The organism is Rhizobiaceae bacterium (assembly GCA_023953835.1).
Taxonomy (GTDB): Bacteria; Pseudomonadota; Alphaproteobacteria; order Rhizobiales; family Rhizobiaceae; genus Mesorhizobium_G.
Window position 1 is genome coordinate 1794888 of sequence record JAMLJB010000001.1, and the last position, 22036, is coordinate 1816923.

Consider the following 22036-nt stretch of genomic DNA (forward strand, 5'->3'; position numbering starts at 1 on the left):
ATGTTGTCGACGAAACTCGCGCGGTCAAATTGCATTTCGGGAACCGCGGAAACTTCTGACCATTCTGCGGGAAGGCGAACCGCGAAGATAACGACCGCCGCCGCCATTCGTCGCCGGGGCCTTACGAAGGGCGTCTGCAACGCCATCTCGCTGGCCATGGTGGCGGGCGCTCTTTCGGCCTGCTCCTTGCAGGGACAGCAGGCGAAGCCGAACGAGGCAATCGTTTCCGGCCCTCTCCCGCCTCCTGTTGCCCCTGGACAGGCGCAGCCCGTTCTGGCGGACGCCGCGACGATCGAAGCCCCTGCAACGAACAAGGCGCCGGAGACTGCCAGCCCGGTCGAGACCGTGCAGGTATCGCTCAATGGACTCAATCTGCAGGAAGCGGTGGGTCTGGCGATTGCGCGGCATCCCGACATCACCCGGTCCGAGGCAATCGTGGCTCAGAGCGAATCGGAGGTCGCCATCGCCAAGTCGGCCTGGTTTCCGACACTCGACTACGAGGTGAGCCCGGGATACACCGGATCGTCAAGCGATCAGGCGTCGGTAGGGATCGGCGTCACGCAGCTCGTCTACGATTTCGGGCGCTCCAGAAGCAACATTGCAGCCGCCAACGCGACGCTCGGCCAACAGCGGCATCTGCTTGCTGACACGATAGAGTCGGTCGCATTCAGCACGGCGTCGACATTCATCGACCTTGCGGCGAGCCAGGACATGATCACCGCCGCCGAGCGGCAGGTCGATTCGCTGCGCGACATCAACAAGAAGATCGAAACGCGCGTCAAGGCGGGGCTTTCGGACGCGTCCGATCTCAATCAGGCGGAAGTCGCGATCCAGCGCGCGGCGGCGGAGGTGCTTTCGGCGCGAATGGAGTTCGATATCGCTGCGGGCAAGCTCGCGCAGGTTGCCGGGGTCCGTCCGACAAGGGTGCGCGGCCTTGGTGAAACGAGCACCTATATCCGGAAGCTCGGCGGAGACATGCAGGATTCGATCGAGAACACGCCCTCCGTCCTTGCGGCGCAGGCGGCGGTCGACGCCGCGACGGCCCGTGTCAAGCTGGCAAAGGCCGAGCGCTTTCCATCCATTGGCGTGAATGCGGGGCAGAGCCTGTCCACCGAAAAGGACATCTATGGCGACTACAGCAAGAATTCGTGGGTCGGCCTGAAACTCATCGGCGACATATCGACGGGCGGGTTGAACAAGAACAAGATTCGCGCTGCCGAGGCGGAGCAACGCGCGCAAAGCCAGGCGTTGGAAAACCAGCGACTTGTGACGCGCACCGCCCTCGGCTCGGCCGAAACGGAAGCGGCGGGAGCCGAATCGCGCCTGCAAAGCTATGACACGGTGATTGGCCTTTCGCGCAACCTGATCGACCTCTACTGGCAGCAATACACGCTCAACAAGCGCCCGCTGACCGACGTCATCAATGCAGAACGCGACATCTATCAGTCTGAGGCGGCGCGCATCACCGCCATTGCCGACGGAGACCGGGCGCGCGTCAGAGCCAATTCCGCAGTTGGCCGTTTCGTGGCCGCGCTGAAGGAAAACAAGAGCGCTGAATAATGCACGGAAGCTTGGAAGGCAGGAACAAGACCCCAGCCGCGAAGGTTGTGGGTGCCTCCAACATTCAGGCCTGGGTCGACGGCATATTGCTGGCTGCCCGCCATCTGGATGTCCGCACATCGCCGGAACTCATCCGCAACGCGGCGGCCTGGTCGAAGTCGGTCGACAAGGACCAGGCGGTCATCGACGTAGCCTATTCGGCAGGCCTCACCGCGCAGTTCATCGACCTTCCCGCCCGGAAAATAACGCCGGAAATGCTGCCGGTCCTCGTCCCCGTGGGGGATGCCTATGTCGGCGTCATCACGGGCGTATCGGACAATGAGCTTACGCTTCAGTTCCTGCTGGAAGGTTCGCTGGTCGAGCGCACCATCCCCTCCGAACGGGTTGTCCGCAAGGGGCGGGTCCGCATCCTCATGGTTCGGGGGCGCGAAGTCGCGCATGACGGCAGGCTGGACAGCTATCTGCGCCAGACCTCCAAATCGTGGCTACGCAATGTCCTCTTGAAAAACTGGACCGTCCTTCTCGAAATCGGCGCTGGGTCGCTTTTCGCAAACCTGATCGGTATTGCGACATCGCTGTTTGCCATGCAGGTCTGGGACCGTGTGGTGCCGGCGCGCTCGACGGACACGTTGTGGGTGCTGGTGTCGGGCGTCGCCATCGCGCTGGTTCTCGAATTTTTCATCAGCATGGCGCGCATCAGCATCAGCGATCATTTCGGAAAGGACGCGGACCACAAATTGTCCGCCATGTTCTTCGCAAGGACGCTGGACATCCGCAACGATGCGCGCCCGCGCTCGCCCGGCACGCTTATTTCGCAGTTGCGCGACCTCGACCAGCTACGCGAGTTCCTGACCTCCACCACAATCGGCGTGCTGATCGACCTGCCCTTTGTGGTGATCTTTCTTTTCATCATGTGGATTCTCGGCGGCTATCTTGTCTATGTGCCGCTCGCCGCAATTCCTCTTATCGTCATCCCCGGCTTCATCGCGCAAATTCCACTTTCTAAGCTGTCTCAGCAAGGGCTTGCCGAAGGCGCGTTGCGCAACGCGATCCTGATGGAGGCAATCTATCGCGCCGAGGACATCAAGTCGTTGCAGGCCGAGTCCAGGTTCCGGGCATTGTGGGACCGGGTCAACCAGGTCAGCGGCCAGATCAGCCTCAAGCAGCGCCGTGTCTCGTCGGTCCTCCTGAATTTCTCGCAGAAGGTGCAGCAGATCGCCTATGTGGGCGTCATCACGGTCGGAGTGTATGGAATTCTGGACGGCAGCCTGTCATTCGGCGCCGTGATGGCGTGCTCGATCCTGACCAGCCGAACGATCGCCCCGCTCGGGCAGATACCAGCCATCCTCGCACGCATTCAGGGCGTTTGGGCAAGCAAGAAGGCATTGGATGCCCTTCTCAAGCTGCCCATCGACCACGACCCGAACAAGGACGCCTATCACAAGCCGGTATTGGTGGGCAGCTATCGCTTCGAGGATGTCGTCTATGCCTATGACAGCGAGTCGAAACCCGCTCTGGCAATCCCTCGCCTGACGATCGAGCCGGGGGAGCGCATCGCTATTCTCGGACGTGTCGGGGCGGGAAAATCGACTTTGCTGAGACTGGCGGGCGGCCTTGCCTCGCCGTCGAGGGGCCATATCCTGTTCAACGACACGTCGATGGATCTTGTCGATATATCGGACGTCCGGCGCGATATCGGCTTCGTGCTGCAGGAATCCAGCCTCTTCTACGGAAGCATTCGCGACAATCTCCGCCTTGCCAATCCGCATGCCACCGACGAGCAGATTCTGGAGGCGATGCATCTCTCCTGCGCCGACCGCCTGTTGCTCAACCAGCCCCACGGCCTTGACCTGAAGTTGCGCGAAGGGGGTGTCGGGCTGTCCGGCGGGCAGAAGCAGTCATTGCTGCTGGCCCGCGTGTTGCTGCGCTCGCCGCAGATTCTGTTGCTGGACGAGCCGACCGCTTCGCTCGACGACGGAACCGAGGCCACGATCATCGAAAACCTCAAGGGCTGGCTCGGCCATCGGACGCTCATCGTTGCGACGCATCGCTATCAGGTTCTGAACCTTGTCGATCGCATCATCGTCATGGATGGAGGCCGGATCGTCCAGGATGGGCCGAAGGCGAAGGTCCTCGAATCGCTCGGCGTGAATGGGGCGACCCCACCGGCCCGGCCAAAGACAGCGACTGCAATGAGGTGAGGCCGCGATGACCGATCTCGGAATAACCGCCTATCATGGCGGTGAAGCGCGAAAGATGCGCGCGCTCCTGTGGCTCATCATCGCGTCGCTGTTGATCTTCGTCGTCTGGGCTGCCAATGCGCCGCTTGATGAAGTGGCGATCGGCGAAGCCAAGGTCACGCCCGCTTCGAAGGGGCAGGTGATCCAGAGCTTTGAAGGCGGCATCCTGGCCGAGCTGTTCGTCCGTGAAGGCGATATTGTCGAAGCTGGAGAAAAGCTGGCGACGCTCGATCCGGTACAGGCACGTACCTCGATGGAAGAGGCGATGGCCAAGATCGTGGCGTTGCAGGCGCGGGCAGCGCGCCTCAAGGCGGAAATGGCCGACGCCACCGAAGTGGTTTTCCCGAAGGAGCTTGAAGTCAATACCGACGTGGTGGAGCGCGAGCGCCAGTTGTTCATCGCCAACCGGAAGGCGTTCAAGGAAAATCTGGACAATCTGAAAGAGCAGTTGCGACTTGCTGATGAGGAACTCGAAATTACGGTTCCACTGCTGAAATCCGGCGCGACGAATGAAGTCGAGGTGCTGCGATTGAAGCAGCGCGTCGCGGAATATTCATCCAAGCTGGCCGCGACCGAGAGCGAATATTATGTCGCCCTGAAAGCCGACTTCGCCGAAACGATGGGCGACCTCGGTCCGCTGCTGAAAGTCAGCGAGGGGCGCGCGGACCAGTTGCGGCGCACCATGATAACCGCGCCGACGCATGGCATCGTCAAGGATATTCGAATCACGACGATCGGGGGCGTAGTGCCCTCCGGCGGCATTCTGATGGAGATTGTTCCTCTCGGAGACCAGTTGCTGATCGAAGCACGTCTCAGCCCGCGCGACATCGCGTTCATCCATCCGGGGCAGGAAGCCAATGTGAAAATCACGGCCTATGATTCCGCGATCTATGGGTCCTTGTCCGGCAAGGTGGACCGTGTTTCGCCCGATACGATCGAGGACCAGACCGACAAGCGGATTCAATATTATCGCGTCTATGTCCTGACCGACCAGTCCTACCTCACGACCAAGGACGGAAAGCAGCATCCGATCCTTCCCGGCATGGTGGCCACAACAGAAATCAGGACGGGGCACAACACCGTTCTCAACTATCTGCTGAAACCGTTGAAAAAAGCCGGCGAAGCGATGCGCGAACGCTGAGGCGCTCCGCTCATTTCGCCGCGCCGACAGCGAGGCGCGAAGTTTCCGTATCGAATTCGGTTCACGCAACCCGACGGCGTGCTACATTGGCTGTGCCGGATGCGTTCGGGCAAATGACTTGAAACCGGGCAATTGCGTGCCGCGTGAAACCCTGCGAAAGTGGGCGCGGAGGTATCGCAATGGCATTGCGTCCAGAAACAGGGTCATCCCGCCTTGATGAGGCGGCGCGGGCGGGCTGGCTCTATTATGTCGCCGGAAACACGCAGGACCAGATTGCAGCGAAACTCGGCGTTTCGCGGCAGACGGCGCAGCGTCTCGTGTCGCTTGCCATGTCCGAAGGGCTGGTCCGAGTCAGGCTCGACCACCCGATCGCGCGCTGTCTCGAACTCGCCGAAGAGTTGCGCAAGCGTTTTTCGCTCGACCTCGCGGAGGTAGTCCCGAGCGATCCCGATTCCACCTCGACGACAATCGGCATTGCGGAGGCGGCGGCCACGGAGATCGAACGCTTCCTGCGTTCGCCGGAACCGATCGTCATGGGCATCGGGACGGGCCGCACGCTGAAGGCGGCGACGGAGCAATTGCCGGCCATGGAATGCCCGCAGCACAAGATCGTTTCGCTGACGGGCAACATTTCGCCGGATGGTTCGGCCGCGTTCTACAACGTCATTTTCAACATGGCCGACCGCATCAAAGCCCGTAGTTTTCCTATGCCGCTGCCGGTGATCGCCTCGTCGGAAGACGAGAAGGAGATGCTGCTTGCCCAGCCCATGGTTCGTCAGACATTCGAGCTCGCGGCAAGTGCTTCCGTAACATTTGTCGGCATTGGAGAACTCGGGCCGCAGGCCCCGCTTTTCGTGGACGGGTTCATTTCGGACCAGGAACTCAAGGCGCTCCAGAAAGCCGGAGGCGTTGCGGAAATCGTCGGCTGGGTGTTCGACCGGCAGGGTCATCTCATCGATGGTCTGACCAATGCACGGGTCGCGAGCGCTCCGCTGCCCTCGCGGGAAAAGTCGCTCGTGGTGGCGCTGGCCATGGGTGAGCGCAAGCTTCCCGGCATTCTGGCGGCGGTCACGCGGCGCCTCGTGAACGGTTTGATTACCGACGAGCGAACCGCTGCCGCACTGCTCGCTTAGCGCCGCATTCACCCAAATTTGCCCGGAAATTTCTGCAAAAATGGCCTCAGTCCCATTTTTGGACAGGTATAGCCCTGCCTTTTGCGCGCAAACCGACCAGCTTTGCGAGCGGCTCGCAGCTTTTTGCGCGAAGGGTTCATGCTGCGGCGCAGCAACGAATCCCGATTGACAGCTTCGCGCTGTAGTGAATAATCGCTCACAGCCATAGCAAATGCTCGCATTGGTTTCAGGGAGGAAATTGATGAAACTTTCCACGCTCGTACTCGGCATGTGCACAGCGAGTGCGCTTGCCTTCGCCGCGCATGCCGAATCGATCACCATCGCCACGGTCAACAATGGCGACATGGTGCGCATGCAGAAGCTGACTGACGACTTCGCGCAGAAGAACCCGGACATCCAGTTGAACTGGGTGACGCTGGAGGAGAATGTCCTGCGCGAACGCGTCACGACCGACATCGCCACCAAGGGCGGCCAGTATGATGTGATGACCATCGGTACCTACGAGGTGCCGATCTGGGCGAAGCAGGGCTGGCTGCTGCCGCTGGAGAATCTCGGGGCCGATTATGACGTGGCCGACATCATCCCGGCGATCGCGGGCGGCCTGTCCTATGAGGGCAAGCTCTACGCCGCGCCGTTCTACGGCGAGTCGTCCTTCGTCATGTATCGCAAGGACCTGATGGAAAAGGCCGGGCTGACCATGCCGGAGGCCCCGACCTGGGAGTTCATCATCGACGCGGCGAAGAAGATGACCGACCGCGCCAACGATGTGAACGGAATCTGCCTGCGCGGCAAGGCCGGCTGGGGCGAGAACATGGCATTCCTGACGGCCATGTCCAATTCGTTTGGCGCGCGGTGGTTCGACGAGAACTGGCAGCCGCAGTTCGACCAGCCCGAATGGAAAAAGACGATGGACACCTATGTCAGCCTCATGAAGGAGGCCGGCCCGTCCGGTGCGTCGTCGAACGGCTTCAACGAGAACCTTGCGCTGTTCCAGCAGGGCAAGTGCGGCATGTGGATCGACGCGACGGTCGCGGCGTCCTTCGTGTCCGATCCGAAGAACTCGACGGTGGCCGACAAGGTTGGCTATGCGCTGGCGCCCGACAATGGTCTCGGCAAGCGTGGCAACTGGCTCTGGGCATGGTCGCTGGCCATCCCGGCAGGCACGCAGAAGGCTGAGGCCGCGGAGAAGTTCGTGTCCTGGGCGACGGACAAGGCCTATCTCGAACTGGTCGCTTCCAAGGAGGGCTGGGCCAATGTTCCGCCCGGAACGCGCACCTCGCTCTACAACAATCCCGAATACCAGAAGGCCGCGCCCTTCGCGAAAATGACGCTGGATTCGATCAACTCGGCTGACCCCACGAAGCCGACCGTCAAGCCTGTGCCCTATGTCGGCGTGCAGTTCGTCGCTATTCCGCAGTTCCAGAGCCTCGGCACGCAGGTCGGCCAGCTCTTCTCGGCGGCGCTTGCCGGACAGCAGTCCGTCGACGATGCGCTGGCAGCGGCGCAGCAGATCTCGGTGCGCGAGATGACCCGCGCCGGCTACATCAAATAAGGCTCCTCCCGGTGCCTTGGCCGTCCGGTTCCCAGTGCCGGTCGGCCCCTTTCCGATGACGGGCCTATCCACCCATCCGCCTGCCGGCAGACGGATGATAGGTCTCGCACTCGCTCCTATAGCCAAGAGGTAGAGCGGACATGGCCACCCAGAACATCCGCACGCTTGCGCGCTTCATGATGGCGCCCTCGGTCATTCTCCTGCTGATCTGGATGATCGTGCCTCTGGCGATGACCCTGTGGTTCTCGTTCCAGAACTACAATCTGCTCGATCCCACGAATGTCAGTTTCGGCGGGCTGTTCAACTATCGCTACTTCCTGACCGATCCGGCCTTCGTCACCTCCATCGTCAACACACTGCTTCTGGTTGTCGGCGTGCTGTTGATCACGGTGATCGGCGGCATCCTGATCGCCATGCTGATCGACCAGCCGATCTTCGGGCAGGGCATTGTCCGCATCCTCGTGATCTCGCCCTTCTTCGTCATGCCGCCGGTCGCGGCGCTGGTGTGGAAGAACATGATCATGCATCCGGGCTATGGCGTGTTCGCTGATATATCCCGCTTTTTCGGGCTCCAGCCGGTGGACTGGTTCGCGCAATTTCCGCTGCTGTCGATCATCATCATTGTGGCCTGGCAGTGGCTGCCATTCGCGACGCTGATCCTGCTCACGTCGCTGCAATCGCTGGACGGCGAGCAGAAGGAAGCCGCCGAGATGGACGGGGCGAGCGCGCTGTCGCGCTTTTGGTACCTGACGCTGCCGCATATGTCGCGGGCGATCACCGTCGTGATCCTGATCCAGACGATCTTCCTGCTCGGCGTCTATGCGGAAATCCTCGTCACCACCAATGGCGGGCCAGGCTACGCATCCACGAACCTGCCCTTCCTGATCTACCGCACCGCGCTGCTCGGCTACGATGTCGGTGGAGCTTCGGCAGGCGGCGTCATCGCCATCATCCTCGCCAATATCGTCGCCTTCTTCCTGATGCGCGCCGTTGGCAAGAACCTGGACAAGTGAGGGCACCATGGCACGCGCAGTTCCCACCCGCACCAAGCTGATCTGGACGGTCGCCGCCTGGGTCGTGGCGCTCATCATCGTCTTTCCGATCCTCTACACGGTCATCACCTCGCTGAAATCGGAACAGGAAGCAATTTCCGGCTTCAATCTGGTCCCCTCCTTCACGCTGGAAAGCTATCGCGAGGTGCAGGGCCAGCAGAACTATTTCAAATTCTTCATGAATTCGGTGATTATCGCCGTGGGCTCGACACTGATCGGCGTCCTCATTTCAGTGCCCGCCGCATGGTCGATGGCCTTTTCGCCGACCCGAAAGACCAAGGACATTCTTATGTGGATGCTCTCCACGAAGATGATGCCTGCGGCGGCCGTGCTGGTTCCCATTTACCTGCTGTTCCGCGATTTTGGGCTGCTCGACAGCCGGTTCGGCCTTACCTTCATGCTGATGATGATCAACCTGCCGATCGTGGTGTGGATGCTCTACACCTATTTCCGCGAAATTCCCGGCGAAATCCTCGAGGCAGCCCGCATGGACGGAGCGTCGCTGTGGGGCGAAATCTGGCACGTGCTGTTGCCGATGGCGGTTCCCGGCATCGCCTCCACCATGCTGCTCAACATCATTCTCGCGTGGAACGAGGCATTTTGGACCATCCGGCTCACCACCACGGAAGCCGCGCCGCTGACGGCGTTCATCGCTTCATTCTCCAGTCCGCAGGGCCTGTTCTGGGCGAAGCTCTCGGCGGCATCCACATTGGCGATCGCGCCCATCCTCATCATGGGCTGGTTCAGCCAGAAGCAACTTGTCCGGGGTCTCACCTTCGGCGCGGTGAAGTAGGGAGGAAAGCATGGGCAAGATCAATCTGCGTGGCGTCAACAAATCGTTCGGCTCCACCACGATCATTCCGAACATCGACCTCGATATCGAGGATGGCGAATTCGTCGTTTTCGTCGGACCGTCCGGTTGCGGCAAATCCACCCTGCTGCGGCTGATCGCCGGGCTCGAGGATGTCACCGCCGGCACCATTTCCATCGACGGGCGCGAAGTGACGCAGGAAGCGCCGGCCAAGCGCAAGCTGGCGATGGTGTTCCAGTCCTACGCGCTTTACCCGCACATGACGGTGGCGAAGAACATCGCCTTTCCGTTGAAGATGGCGGGCGAGAAGCCGGAGGTGATCGAGAAGAAGGTGCAGGATGCGGCGCGCGTGCTGAACCTGACGAACTACCTCGAACGCCGCCCCGGCCAGTTGTCCGGCGGCCAGCGCCAGCGTGTCGCCATCGGGCGCGCCATCGTGCGCCAGCCTTCGGCCTTCCTGTTCGACGAGCCGCTGTCGAACCTCGACGCCGCCTTGCGCGGCACCATGCGGCTGGAGATTTCCGAACTGCATCATCAGCTCAAGACGACCATGATCTACGTGACGCACGACCAGGTCGAAGCCATGACCATGGCCGACAAGATCGTCGTGCTGAACGCGGGCAATATCGAGCAGGTCGGCTCGCCGATGGAGCTTTACCGCAATCCGCGCAACCTGTTCGTCGCTGGCTTCATCGGCTCGCCGAAGATGAATTTCCTTGAGGGCGAGGCCGCTGCCGCGCAGGGCGTCAAGACCATCGGCATCCGCCCGGAGCATCTGAAAATCTCGACGACCGAAGGAGCATGGAGCGGCAAGGTCGGCGTTGCCGAACATCTCGGATCGGACACCTTCCTGCATGTGCACACCGACGACCACGGAACCATCAATGTCCGGGCGGACGGCGAGGTCGGAGTGAACCATGGCGACACGATCTATCTCACGCCCATGCCGACCAAGCTGCATCGGTTCGGGGGCGACGGGTTGGCGGTGCGGTAGATCAGATGCGTTCGCACCGCCCCTAATGCCGCCCGGCCTCGCCTGCATGAAAGGTTTTGCGCAATGACCGTCAAGCTATCAGCCGCGAATATTGGCGAGCTTCCTGAAGCGGTGGCGCGACCGGCTTATGATCGGGCGACGCTCAAGGCAGGCATCGTGCATTTCGGCCTCGGCAATTTCCACCGCGCACATCAGGCGGTCTATCTGGACGACCTGTTCAATGCGGGCCTGGATCACGACTGGGCGCTGGTTGGCGCAGGGGTCTTCGACTTCGAGAAGCCGGGGCGCGAACGGCTGAAGCAGCAGGACTGGCTGACCACGGTGGTCGAGCAGGATGCAGGCCACAAGCAGGCGCGCGTCACGGGCTCGATGATCGATTTCATCGAGCCGGGTGATACGGACGCCCTCATTGCGATGCTCGCCGATCCCGCCATCCGCATCGTTTCGACGACCATCACCGAGGGCGGCTATTTCATCGATCCGGCGACCCAGAAATTCAATCCGGAGCACCCCGACATCGTGGCCGATGGCAAGAATCCCGATCGTCCGAAAACCGTTTTCGGTCTGATCCTCGCCGGGCTCAAGCGGCGCAGGGCGAACGGCGTCCAGCCTTTCACGGTGATGTGCTGCGACAACATCCCCCACAACGGCCATGTCACTTCGGACGCGGTGGTGGGGCTGGCGCGGCTGTCGGACCACGAATTCGCGGATTGGGTGGAGCGCAATGTGGCGTTTCCGAATGCGATGGTGGACCGCATCACGCCGGCCACCACCGATCGCGAGCGCAAGTCGCTGAAGGAGGATTTCGGAGTCGAGGACAACTGGCCGGTGTTCTGCGAGCCGTTCCGGCAATGGGTACTGGAGGACAGGTTTCCCGCCGGACGCCCGGCACTGGAAAAGGTCGGCGTTCAGTTCGTAGACGATGTGTCGCCCTTCGAACTCATGAAGATACGCATTCTCAATGGCGGCCATGCGGTGATCGCCTATCCGGCTGGACTGATGGACATTCATTTCGTCCATGAGGCGATGGAAAACGACCTCGTGCGGCGCTTCCTGTCGAAGATCGAGAATGAGGAAATCATTCCGACTGTGCCGCCGGTTCCCGGCACCAGCCTTGACGATTATTTCGCGCTGATCGAGCGGCGCTTCTCCAATCCGACCATAGGCGACACGGTGCGCCGGCTTTGCCTCGACGGCTCCAATCGCCAGCCGAAATTCATCATCCCGACCATTGCCGACCGGCTGAAGGCGGGAAAGGGCATCGACGGATTGGCGCTGGAATCGGCGCTGTGGTGCCGCTATTGCTACGGCACGACAGACAGCGGCGCGCCGATCGAACCGAACGACCCGAACTGGGACCGGATGATGGCGACCGCACGCAAAGCAAAGGACGATCCGGCGGCGTGGCTTGGCATGGAAGACATTTATGGCGCGGTGGGGCGTTCGGACGTGTTTGCGCGCGCCTTCGCCGAAGCGCTGGCGGCGCTCTGGAAAGACGGCGCGGCAAAGGTGCTGACCCGCTATCTGGGCAACTCCCGCTGAGGCGCAGGCTGCCGTGAGACCTCCGGCGCAAACCGATCTGATCGTTTTCGATTGCGACGGCGTGCTGGTGGACAGCGAGCCGATCTCGACCCTCGTGCTGTCGGAATTGTTCGTGCAATACGACATTCCGATTGACCAGCCGACAATCTACAAGCGCTTTCTCGGGCGCAGCATGGCGGCCATGCGATCCGTGCTGTTCGACGAATACGGGATCGCGATGACCGACGAGCATCTGGAGTTCGTCAGGCGCAATATGAGAGAGCGCTTCGCGCGCGAACTGAAGCCGGTGCCCGGTATCGCGCAGGCGCTTGCGAGCCTGTCGCTGCCGATATGCGTGGCGTCGTCGAGTTCGCCCGAACGCATCCGGCTGAGTCTCGGGGTGACCGGCCTGCTGGACTTCTTCGAGCCGCATATTTTCAGCGCGAGCATGGTGGAGCACGGGAAGCCCGCGCCCGATCTTTTCCTGCACGCGGCGCGCGAAATGGGTGCAGCACCTTCGCGATGCATCGTCGTGGAGGATAGCCCGGCGGGCGTGATGGCGGCGCAGGCGGCGGGGATGCGCGTCTTTGCGTTCACGGGCGGCGGCCACGCGCTTCCGGCGGGGCTGGAGGCGGGGCTTGCGGCGCTCGAACCGGACCTGATATTCAGCGACATGAGCGAATTGCCCGACCGTCTCGCCGCAGCGGCGATCAGGAAGGCGCTGTGATGCCGCGACATGTCTGTGCGGTCGATGTGGGGACGGGCAGCGCACGCGCGGGTGTGTTCCAGGCGGACGGCAGGCTGCTGGGGCGCGGCGAGGAGCCGATCCTCATCAATCGGCCGAGCGCGGATTTCGCCGAGCACGATTCGGAAAATATCTGGCAGGCGGTGTGCAAGGCCGTGCGGGCGGCGGTGGCTTCGGCGGGAGTCGATCCGGCTGCGATCGCCGGGCTGAGCTTCGACGCGACCTGCTCGCTGGTGGTGCGCGATGCCGCCGGCGCGCAGGTGTCGGTTTCGCCCGGCGGCGAGGACCGCTGGGACACCATCGCGTGGCTGGACCACAGGGCGTTGGCCGAAGCCGACGAATGTTCGGCGACGGGCCACGAGGCGCTCGATTTCATCGGCAGCACCATGTCTCCCGAAATGCAGACGCCGAAGCTGATGTGGCTGAAGCGCAATCTGTCGCGAAGCTGGGCGCGGGCGGGCCTTTTCTTCGACCTCGCGGATTTCCTGACATGGCGCGCAAGCGGGTCGACGGCGCGCTCGCAATGCACGCTGACTGCGAAATGGACCTATCTCGCGCACGAGCCTCAGCCCTGGCGGCAGGACTTCTTCGAGATGCTCGGCATAGGCGACATGCCGGTACGCGGCGACCTTCCGGCGCGGGCGGTGCCGCCGGGAACCGATCTCGGCCCGCTGACCGCAGAGGCGGCGGCAGCGCTCGGCCTGACCACGGGTTGCCGGGTGGGTGCCGGACTGATCGATGCGTTCGCAGGCGCGCTGGGCGTGCTCGGCCAATTTGCGCGCAGGCCCGACGAACTGGCGCGGCAGATGGCGCTGATTGCCGGCACGTCGAGCTGCGTCATGACCATGGCCGCGGAGCCGCGACGGCTGCGCGGTTTCTGGGGGCCGTATTATGGCACGGTGCTGCCCGAACTCTGGCTCACCGAGGGCGGCCAATCGGCAACCGGGGCGCTGCTGGACCATATCATCCGCCTGCACGGCTCGGGCGCGGAGCCGAACGCGGTTATGCATGGGCGGATCGCGCAGCGCATCGGCGAACTGCGCGCCCTGCAGGACGAGCCCGCGCCGCGCCTCCACGTGCTGCCGGATTTTCACGGCAACCGGTCGCCCTATGCCGATCCGCATGCGCTGGGAGTCATCAGCGGGCTGGCGCTGGATGCCTCCTTCGACGGGCTGTGCAGGCTCTACTGGCGCACGGCGGTCGCCATCGCGCTCGGCGTCCGGCACATTCTCGATACGCTGAACGCCAACGGACAGGGCATCGATACGCTGCACGTGACCGGCGGGCATACGCGCAATCCGCTTTTGATGGAGCTTTATGCGGACGCGACCGGCTGCGCCGTGGTCGAGCCGGAAACGGATGAATCGGTGCTGTTGGGCACGGCGATGGTCGCCGCTGCGGCCTGCGGTTGCCATGCCGGTCTCGCCGACGCCGCGGTCAACATGGCAAGGCCGTCGAGGCGGCGAAGCGCTGCGCCCGGGCGGGCCGAAAGATATGAGCGGGATTACCGTATCTATCTGGAAATGCACCGACAAAGGCAGGCGCTGGACGGGCTCTGACCGGCCCGGCGCGGGCGCCTCGCGAGCCACAAGCATCCAAAGTGATGAATTGACGCCAAGGCCATCCGGGCGCTCACTGGCGATCCGTTAACCATAAGTCTTGCCGGGCTTGAGTCGCGCTTTTTTTGGTACTGCGTCGATAATGAAACTGATTGTCCACAATTTGAATGAAAGATGGCGTGTAAATTACGCCTTAACTTCAACGACTTCAGCATATGGCCATTCTTACGCCATGATTTGTTTGGCAAACCGGCACTCCTTTTCCAGCAACAAAACGGATATTGGCCATTACTACGGCAGATATAAATATTTATGCGGGAAAGCCCACCTTCTGGCAGCGCTTCCGAGCGGCGGGGGATGGCATGCGGCTGAGTGAGGGACCCCGGGCCTTCCTGGCTGGGCTGGTGGGTCGCATGCGTTTCGCGGATTTCAATCTCGGTAAACGCAGCGGGCTGTCCGAGGCGCTTGGCGCGTTCAGGCGCGCCTTCATCAGCATCGGCGTCATCAGCGGCGTCATCAACGTCCTGACCCTGACCGGGTCATTCTATTTGTTGCAGGTGTATGACCGTGTTGTCCCGGGCCGCAGCATTCCGACGCTGATCGGCCTCTCGATCATCGCGCTGGTGCTGTTCAGCTTTCAGGGCGTGCTCGAGCTTATCCGCTCGCGCCTGCTGGTGCGCATAGCGTCGGCGATGGATTACGCATGCAGCGGGCCGATCTACACGGCGATGGTGCAACTGCCGCTGCGCATCAAGCTGCCCGGCGACGGCAACCAGCCGATGCGCGACCTCGACCAGGTGCGCTCCTTCATGTCGAGCACCGGGCCCGCCGCCCTGTTCGATCTGCCGTGGATGCCGATCTATGTCGTCATCTGCTTCCTGTTCCATTTCTGGATCGGCACGACCGCGCTTGTCGGCGCTGCGGTGCTGTTCGGCCTGACGCTTCTGGCGGAAAAGCGCACCAAGGAGCCGATGCGCGTTGCCAGCGGGCTTGCGTCCAACCGGGCGGCACTTGCCGATTCGGCCAGGCGCAATGCGGAAGTCTTGCAGGCGATGGGCTTCGGCTCGCGCATCCGCGAGCGCTGGTCTGAGGTCAATCTCCAACACCTGAGAGCGATGTCGACTGCCAGCGACACGGCGGGAACACTCGCCACGGTGGCGCGCGTCATGCGCACCGTGCTGCAATCGATGATTCTCGCGGTTGGCGCGCTGCTGGTCATTCGCGGCGAGGCGACGGGCGGCATCATGATCGCCGGTTCGATCCTGATGAGCCGCGCGCTTGCGCCCATCGATCAGTTGATCGGCCATTGGCGCGGCTTTATCGGCGCGCGCCAAAGCTGGCAGCGGCTGGAAAAACTCGTGGCGCTGCTGCCGCCGGAAGGTCCGCGCACGGAATTGCCGCCGCCCAGAAACCTGTTCACGGTGGAATCCCTTGGCCTTGCGGCCCCGGGTGGAAGTTTCTTCATTGTACAGGACGTGAATTTCACGCTGCGCGCGGGCGACGGCCTTGGCGTGATCGGCCCGAGCGCGTCCGGCAAATCCTCCCTGTTGCGGGGTCTTGCCGGAGTCTGGGCTCCAGTGAGGGGATCGGTGCGCCTCGACGGAGCGACGCTCGACCAATGGGACCCGGACGAGGTCGGGCGGTATATCGGCTATCTGCCGCAGGACGTGCAGCTCTTCGAGGGGACGATCGCGGAAAACATCGCGCGTTTCGACCCCGAGGCGACCTCCGAGATGGTGATCGCGGCTGCGTCGAGTGCGGGTGTCCATGAACTGATCGTGCGTTTCAAGGATGGCTACGACACGCGGGTGGGTGAGCAGGGCGTCGATCTTTCCGCCGGCCAGCGGCAGAGGATAGCGCTGGCGCGGGCGCTTTACCGCGATCCTTTCCTGGTGCTGCTCGACGAGCCCAATTCCAATCTGGACGCGGAAGGCGAAGCCTCGCTCAACGAAGCGCTGAAGCGGATTCGCAGGCGCGGCGGCATCGTCGTCGTGGTGGCACACCGGCCGAGCGCGCTCGCCAATCTCGATCTCGTGCTGGTAATGAATGGCGGGCGGATGCATGCGTTCGGACGCAAGAATGAAATCCTTGCCAAGCTTACGCGCCCGGCCTTGCCGCAGCGCTCGCTGAAGGTGGTGGCTGCACCGGAATCGAAATGAAGCTCGACACGAAATCCCCGTTCAGCGCCAGCATCAATCGCTACCTGTTCGCAGGGCTGGCAACCTGCGCGTTCCTTGTGGGCGTGGTTGGCGCGCTTGCCGCCACCATCAATATTTCAGGTGCGGTGATTGCCCACGGCCTGCTTGCGGTCAGCTCCAACGTGAAGAAGATCCAGCATCCGACGGGCGGCGTGGTCAGCGAGATTGCCGTCAAGGAAGGCTCCAGGGTTCAGGCGGGCGACATGCTGGTGAAACTGGACCCTACGGTGACGAAGGCGAACCTCGCTATCGTCGCGAACAGCCTCGATGAATATTGGGCGCGCCTTGCGCGGCTGGAAGCGGAACGCGACGGGGTCGCGAGCATCAGGACGCCGATTGCTTTTCGTGGCCGCGAGAATGAACCTGAAGTGAAGCGCCTGATGAAGGAAGAAGAGACGGTCTTCGATCTTCGGGCCAATGCACGCAGCGGCCTGAAATCGCAGCTTCGCGAGCGGATCACCCAGCTTGGCCAGGAAGTGAACGGGCAGGAAGAACAGCAGGTCGCAAAGCGCCGCGAGATGGAGCTCATCAACAAGGAGCTGGATGCTGTCCAGAAATTGTGGGACCAGAAACTCGTTTCGGTCCAGCGTGTTGCGTCGCTCCAGCGCGAGGCCGCTCGGCTCGACGGCGAATATGGCGAACGCACCGCGGCCATCGCGCAGGCAAAGGGTAAGGTGGCGGAGATCGAACTCCAGATCATCCAGATCGACGAGGACCTTCGCAGCGAGGTTGCGAAGGAAATCAGTGAACTGCAAGCGAAGATCAGCGAAGCCTCGGAGCGCAAGACCGCAGCCGAGGACCAGTTGCGCCGCATAGAAATTCGCAGCCCCCAGTCGGGTATCGTCCACGAGCTTTCCGTGCACACGATCGGCGGCGTGATCGCGCCCGGCGAAACGATCATGCAGGTTGTGCCGACCGAGGACGATTTCGCCGTGGAAGCCCGCGTGCTCCCGCAGGACATCGATCAGGTGCATCAGGGTCAGGAAGCGATCATCAGGCTTTCGGCATTCAACCAGCAGACCACGCCCCAGTTGAAGGGCAATCTCGACCAGCTTGCGGCGGACCTCACCATCGACAAGCAGACCGGCAGCGCGTTCTATCAGGTGCGGGTGGCCATTTCGAGGGACGAGCTGGCAAAGCTCGATCACCTGACGCTGACAGCGGGCATGCCGGCCGAGGTCTTTTTCGAAACCGGCGACCGGACCATGCTTTCCTACATCGTGAAACCGTTGCGCGACCAGATCGACAGGGCGTTCCGCGAAGATTGAGTTGCCGCGCCGGCATTTTGTCCACGTGTGCGGGCGCCGGTTTAAAATTGATGCGACACTGGTCTGGCCGGAGCTGCATCATGGAAGAAACGTCGAACCTCTCTCTCCCCTATATCCTGCCTTCGCAGGCGCAAAAGCATGTGACGCACAATGAGGCGCTGCGCCGCCTCGACGCACTCGTGCAACTTGCGGTGCTCTCGCGGGAGCTTGCGGCCTCGCCCGGTGCGCCGGGCGAGGGCGACCGCTACATCGTGGGCGCTCCGGCGAGCGGAGACTGGGTGGGCCACGAAGGCGAAATAGCGGCCTGGCAGGATGGCGCATGGGAATTCTACCTGCCGCGCCCCGGCTGGATCGCGACCGTCCTCGACGAGGACGCCGCATGTTTCTGGGACGGGGAAAGCTGGCGAGCGCTTGGTGGCGGGACCGGCTCGGGCGGAGAGACCGATTTCCAGAACATCGCGTCGCTGGGCGTCGGAACCGAGGCCGATGCGACGAACATATTCGCGGCCAAGCTGAACGATGCGCTGTGGACGGCCAAGCCGGTCGCCGATGGCGGCACAGGCGACCTGCGCTACAAGATGAACAAGGAAGGCGCGGCGAATGTCCTCTCCCTGCTCATGCAGCGGGCCTATTCGGGCCGTGCGGAAATCGGCCTCATCGGCTCGGACAATCTGTCGGTCAAGGTCAGCCCCGACGGTGCGAACTGGCTGGAAGCGCTGGAGGTCGACTGCGCCACGGGTGCGGTCAGCATGCCGAAAACGAACATTCTGACGGATTATTGCGTCAATCTTTATGCGGACAGCGGCAGGTTTGCCGGAACGGGCGTGAATGCCATTGCCGTGGGATCGTTCTCTTTACCCGCCTATCTCTTCAGGCAAAACAGCACCACCGTGGCGGGGCTGGCGAAATTCCTGCACAACAATACAGACCATGGCGGCACTGCCGGCACGCTGAACGCATCGGTGCGGGCACTGGTGGAAATGATCCGCGACGTCGACTATCGGCGCTATGGCGTGGAATTCTGGGTGGCGGAATTCACGCATGGCGCCGGAACGGCCAACGTCCTCCCGTACGGTTCCCAAAACTGGTATCTCAGCCTGATGACCGGCCAGACGCTGCGCGCACCGAACATGACGTTCCATGCCTATTTTCGTGCGATGGACGAGCCGGTGCTGATCCGCTGCAATGCCGGTCAGACCATCATATCAGGTGGTTCCGCAAGCGAGGAGCATCTGATCCTCCAGCCCGGTGACGGATGGCGCTCCGTAACAGTCAAGGACAGCGTTTCTGTGCGTGCCAGCTATGGCTATATGCCGATGGTGCTGAGCCTGTATTGCAAGGCGAGCACACATCGCTACCAGATGGCCTGTCCGGCCCTGATGGGCGGGATAACGTCCGTCGACAGCAATGCCGGGGTAATCGCCGCCACAACGAGTTGGCCGGCCTGACGGCAAAACCGCCCCGCCGTTACATTCGGCTTGGAACGGAAAGCTCTTGCTGCTATCTGCGCGGCACGGAGAATGCGGACTCTTGCCCGATGCGCCCGGCAGGCGCATCGGCGATCATTTCAAGGATACACAGATCTTGTCAGCCATGAATCAAGTCAAACTGGATTTGGTAAAGCGTTTCCAGGATCGCAGCGCGACAATCGGTATTGTCGGCCTGGGCTATGTCGGGCTTCCGCTGGTCCTGCGGTTTTGCGAAGTCGGCTACAAGGTGATCGGGTTCGACATCGACGACAGCAAGATCGAGCTTCTCTCGCAGGGCAGGAGCTATATCGACCATATCAGCAGTTCAAGCGTCGCGGAGGCGCGGAAGGCGGGCTTCGAGGCGACTGCCGATTTTTCGCGCGCCGGAGAGGCGGACGCGCTGATCCTGTGCGTGCCGACCCCGCTCAGCAGGCACCGCGAGCCCGACCTCAGCTTCGTGCTCGACACTGTGGGCTCGCTCCTGCCGCACCTGCGCGAGGGGCAGGTCATGTCGCTCGAAAGCACGACCTATCCCGGCACCACCGATGAGGAACTTCTGCCGCGCATCACGCGGCGCGGCTTCAAGGTGGGCGAGAACTATTTCCTCGTCTATTCGCCCGAACGCGAGGACCCCGGCAACGAGCACTTCACCACACGCACCATCCCCAAGGTGTGTGGCGGCTTTTCCCCCGCCTGCCTCGAAGTCGGACTGGCGCTCTACGGGCAGGTGATCGACAAGGTCGTCCCGGTCAGTTCCACCCGCGCGGCGGAACTCACCAAGCTTCTGGAAAACATCCAGCGCTCGGTCAATATCGGGCTCGTCAACGAGATGAAGATGATCGCCGACAAGATGGATATCGACATCTTCGAGGTGATCGATGCGGCAAAGACCAAGCCGTTCGGCTTCACCGCATATTATCCCGGCCCCGGCATTGGCGGCCATTGCATTCCCATCGACCCGTTCTACCTGACCTGGAAGGCGCGCGAATACGGCCTCAACACGCATTTCATCGAGCTTGCGGGCGAGGTGAACCGCGACATGCCCAAATGGGTGGTCGAAAAGATCGCGACCGCGCTCAACGAGCGGCAGAAGGCGCTCAAGGGCAGCCGCATCCTGGCGCTCGGCATTGCCTACAAGCGCGACGTGGACGACATGCGGGAGTCACCCTCGGTTGAAGTCATGGAGATCTTGCGCGACAAAGGTGTAAACATCGAATATTGCGATCCCAACGTTCCGGTTTTTCCACGCATGCGTGAACACAAGTTCAACTTGAAGTCGGTAGACCTCACGCCTGAAGTTGTCGCAAGCTACGATTGCGTCGTGTTGCTCACGGATCACTCGAAGTTCGATTACGAGATGATACGCAAGAACGCTCGGCTCGTCGTCGATACGCGCGGCAAGTTCCGAGAGGCCTTCGATACGCTTGTGAAGGCGTAATCCGTGTGAGGCTCGGCGGGTCTAAAACACAAGGGGCCGATATGTGCTCCTGAAGTTTGAGAAGGGAACGGCCGGGTGGAATGGTTTCGCCAAATCCGTAGGCGCGCTGATCTCAGCGAATATCGTGGCACAGCTCGTGATGCTTGCTGCGACGCCGCTCACGACGCGACTTTATACGCCGGCTGACTTTGGCGCCTTCGCTGTTTTCACAGGCCTGTTTTCAGTTGCCTTTGTCGTGTCCAGCCTGCGCTACGAACTGGCTGTCCCGTTGCCGCGCAGCGAGGGCAATGCCTTTGGTGTCATGTTGCTCGCCTTGCTGATCAATTCCGTCGTGGCGCTGGCTCTTGTGCCGGTGGTGGCGCTGTGGCGGGAGAGGGCTTCCGAGTTCTTCAACGTGCCGGAACTGGCCCACATATTGTGGATATTGCCGCTCTCCATCGTTGGGGCGGGCAGCTATCGCGCCTTCAGGATGTGGTCGGTGCGCCGCCGCGATTTCGGCGCCATCGCCCGCACGCGGGTCACGCAGTCGGTCGCCATGGTGGCGGCGCAGATCATGTGCGGATTTGCAGGGCTCGGCGGGCTTGGCCTCGCCATCGGCCATTCGGTCGGGCAGACCTCCGGCGCATACAGGCTGGCAGCCGGGACGCGCGAGCATTTCGACGCGATGAAACGCACGCGGCGGGCGCGCATGCTGAGCCTTGCGCGACGCTACAGCCGCTTTCCCAAGTTCGATGTAGCTGCCGCCACGCTCGACGCGGTGAGCGTCCAACTGCCGAACCTGCTGCTGGCCCTCCTGTTCACTCCGGCAATCGCCGGATTCTACATGGTGGGCGAGCGCGTGCTGGGCGTTCCGCTGTCATTGCTCAGCCAGTCGATCGGGCAGGTGCTCTATTCCCACAGCCGGAACGCCGTGGAAGGCGGACAGATTTCCGTCCTCGCGACGCGGGTGCTGATGTTCCTCGCCGCGCTTCTCGCCCTGCCGACGCTGCTGATGTTCCTTGCCGGGGAGCCGATTTTCGAATTCGTGTTCGGCGATGCGTGGCGCGAGGCGGGGATGTTCGCGAGCTGGCTCATGGTCGGCCTGTTCGGACAGGTGCTGTTCTCCTCCATCTCGCTGGTGCTGATGGCCACGAGCGCCCAGAACATCAATTTCATGATTCATGCGGTGATGCTGGTGCTGAAAGGCGCGGCCTTGCTGCTCGGCTATGTGTATGGAAGCGCGCTGACGGCCATCGTCGCGCTCTCGCTGGTGAACCTCGTCGGCTACCTCTTCGCCTGTGCGGTGATCATCCGTCATACCCGTGGTCACGACGCGGGAACCTCAGCGCAGCTTCTGTTGGGTGCCGAGGACTAAC

Annotated in this window: 16 protein-coding genes; all 16 read left to right on the forward strand. The window is 62.2% G+C overall.

Going from position 1 to position 22036, the window contains the following annotated elements:
* Positions 1 to 3 precede the first annotated feature (3 nt).
* Positions 4 to 1560: a TolC family protein gene (locus M9924_08415; protein MCO5064429.1), complete on the forward strand. Its 1557-nt coding sequence runs from the start codon at positions 4 to 6 to the stop codon at positions 1558 to 1560.
* Complete coding sequence (locus M9924_08420) at positions 1560 to 3761, forward strand: type I secretion system permease/ATPase (GenBank protein ID MCO5064430.1); 2202 nt, start codon at positions 1560 to 1562, stop codon at positions 3759 to 3761. The genes M9924_08415 and M9924_08420 overlap by 1 nt, the downstream gene beginning before the upstream one ends.
* Before the next feature lie 7 nt (positions 3762 to 3768).
* Positions 3769 to 4941, forward strand: a complete 1173-nt coding sequence (locus M9924_08425) for an HlyD family efflux transporter periplasmic adaptor subunit (protein ID MCO5064431.1) — start codon at positions 3769 to 3771, stop codon at positions 4939 to 4941.
* A 179-nt stretch (positions 4942 to 5120) separates the two neighbouring features.
* Positions 5121 to 6074, forward strand: a complete 954-nt coding sequence (locus M9924_08430; GenBank protein ID MCO5064432.1) for a sugar-binding transcriptional regulator — start codon at positions 5121 to 5123, stop codon at positions 6072 to 6074.
* A 241-nt stretch (positions 6075 to 6315) separates the two neighbouring features.
* The gene (locus tag M9924_08435; GenBank protein ID MCO5064433.1) at positions 6316 to 7626 is read left to right on the forward strand and encodes a sugar ABC transporter substrate-binding protein; all 1311 of its coding nucleotides are present in this window, start codon (positions 6316 to 6318) and stop codon (positions 7624 to 7626) included.
* 140 nt (positions 7627 to 7766) lie between these two features.
* Positions 7767 to 8639, forward strand: coding sequence for a sugar ABC transporter permease (locus M9924_08440; GenBank protein ID MCO5064434.1), 873 nt, complete (start codon positions 7767 to 7769; stop codon positions 8637 to 8639).
* 7 nt (positions 8640 to 8646) lie between these two features.
* Positions 8647 to 9471 carry a carbohydrate ABC transporter permease gene (locus M9924_08445; protein ID MCO5064435.1) on the forward strand — a complete coding sequence of 275 codons (825 nt, stop codon included), beginning with the start codon at positions 8647 to 8649 and terminating at the stop codon, positions 9469 to 9471.
* Positions 9472 to 9481: 10 nt separating this feature from the next.
* Complete coding sequence (locus M9924_08450; GenBank protein ID MCO5064436.1) at positions 9482 to 10483, forward strand: ABC transporter ATP-binding protein; 1002 nt, start codon at positions 9482 to 9484, stop codon at positions 10481 to 10483.
* Positions 10484 to 10546: 63 nt separating this feature from the next.
* Positions 10547 to 12025 (forward strand): mannitol dehydrogenase family protein, encoded by a 1479-nt coding sequence (locus tag M9924_08455; GenBank protein MCO5064437.1) that lies wholly within the window; start codon positions 10547 to 10549, stop codon positions 12023 to 12025.
* A 13-nt stretch (positions 12026 to 12038) separates the two neighbouring features.
* Positions 12039 to 12731, forward strand: coding sequence for an HAD family hydrolase (locus M9924_08460; GenBank protein MCO5064438.1), 693 nt, complete (start codon positions 12039 to 12041; stop codon positions 12729 to 12731).
* Positions 12731 to 14308, forward strand: a complete 1578-nt coding sequence (locus M9924_08465) for an FGGY-family carbohydrate kinase (GenBank protein ID MCO5064439.1) — start codon at positions 12731 to 12733, stop codon at positions 14306 to 14308. Before M9924_08460 ends, M9924_08465 begins: the two co-directional genes overlap by 1 nt.
* A 413-nt stretch (positions 14309 to 14721) precedes the next feature.
* Positions 14722 to 16467, forward strand: coding sequence for a type I secretion system permease/ATPase (locus M9924_08470; protein ID MCO5064440.1), 1746 nt, complete (start codon positions 14722 to 14724; stop codon positions 16465 to 16467).
* Positions 16464 to 17774, forward strand: a complete 1311-nt coding sequence (locus M9924_08475; GenBank protein MCO5064441.1) for an HlyD family type I secretion periplasmic adaptor subunit — start codon at positions 16464 to 16466, stop codon at positions 17772 to 17774. The genes M9924_08470 and M9924_08475 overlap by 4 nt, the downstream gene beginning before the upstream one ends.
* 80 nt (positions 17775 to 17854) lie before the next feature.
* Entirely contained in the window at positions 17855 to 19222 is a 1368-nt protein-coding gene (locus M9924_08480; GenBank protein ID MCO5064442.1) for a DUF2793 domain-containing protein, read from the forward strand.
* A gap of 145 nt (positions 19223 to 19367) precedes the next feature.
* Positions 19368 to 20681, forward strand: coding sequence for a nucleotide sugar dehydrogenase (locus M9924_08485; protein MCO5064443.1), 1314 nt, complete (start codon positions 19368 to 19370; stop codon positions 20679 to 20681).
* Positions 20682 to 20724: 43 nt separating this feature from the next.
* Positions 20725 to 22035 carry an oligosaccharide flippase family protein gene (locus tag M9924_08490; protein MCO5064444.1) on the forward strand — a complete coding sequence of 437 codons (1311 nt, stop codon included), beginning with the start codon at positions 20725 to 20727 and terminating at the stop codon, positions 22033 to 22035.
* Position 22036: the final 1 nt, after the last annotated feature.

Coding starts and splice junctions, on each gene's coding strand:
- M9924_08450 (MCO5064436.1), top strand. CDS start 9,482: ATGGGCAAGATCAATCTGCGTGGCGTCAACAAATCGTTCGGCTCCACC.
- M9924_08480 (MCO5064442.1), top strand. CDS start 17,855: ATGGAAGAAACGTCGAACCTCTCTCTCCCCTATATCCTGCCTTCGCAG.
- M9924_08430 (MCO5064432.1), top strand. CDS start 5,121: ATGGCATTGCGTCCAGAAACAGGGTCATCCCGCCTTGATGAGGCGGCG.
- M9924_08435 (MCO5064433.1), top strand. CDS start 6,316: ATGAAACTTTCCACGCTCGTACTCGGCATGTGCACAGCGAGTGCGCTT.
- M9924_08470 (MCO5064440.1), top strand. CDS start 14,722: ATGCGTTTCGCGGATTTCAATCTCGGTAAACGCAGCGGGCTGTCCGAG.
- M9924_08455 (MCO5064437.1), top strand. CDS start 10,547: ATGACCGTCAAGCTATCAGCCGCGAATATTGGCGAGCTTCCTGAAGCG.
- M9924_08420 (MCO5064430.1), top strand. CDS start 1,560: ATGCACGGAAGCTTGGAAGGCAGGAACAAGACCCCAGCCGCGAAGGTT.
- M9924_08475 (MCO5064441.1), top strand. CDS start 16,464: ATGAAGCTCGACACGAAATCCCCGTTCAGCGCCAGCATCAATCGCTAC.
- M9924_08440 (MCO5064434.1), top strand. CDS start 7,767: ATGGCCACCCAGAACATCCGCACGCTTGCGCGCTTCATGATGGCGCCC.
- M9924_08465 (MCO5064439.1), top strand. CDS start 12,731: ATGCCGCGACATGTCTGTGCGGTCGATGTGGGGACGGGCAGCGCACGC.
- M9924_08425 (MCO5064431.1), top strand. CDS start 3,769: ATGACCGATCTCGGAATAACCGCCTATCATGGCGGTGAAGCGCGAAAG.
- M9924_08445 (MCO5064435.1), top strand. CDS start 8,647: ATGGCACGCGCAGTTCCCACCCGCACCAAGCTGATCTGGACGGTCGCC.
- M9924_08485 (MCO5064443.1), top strand. CDS start 19,368: ATGAATCAAGTCAAACTGGATTTGGTAAAGCGTTTCCAGGATCGCAGC.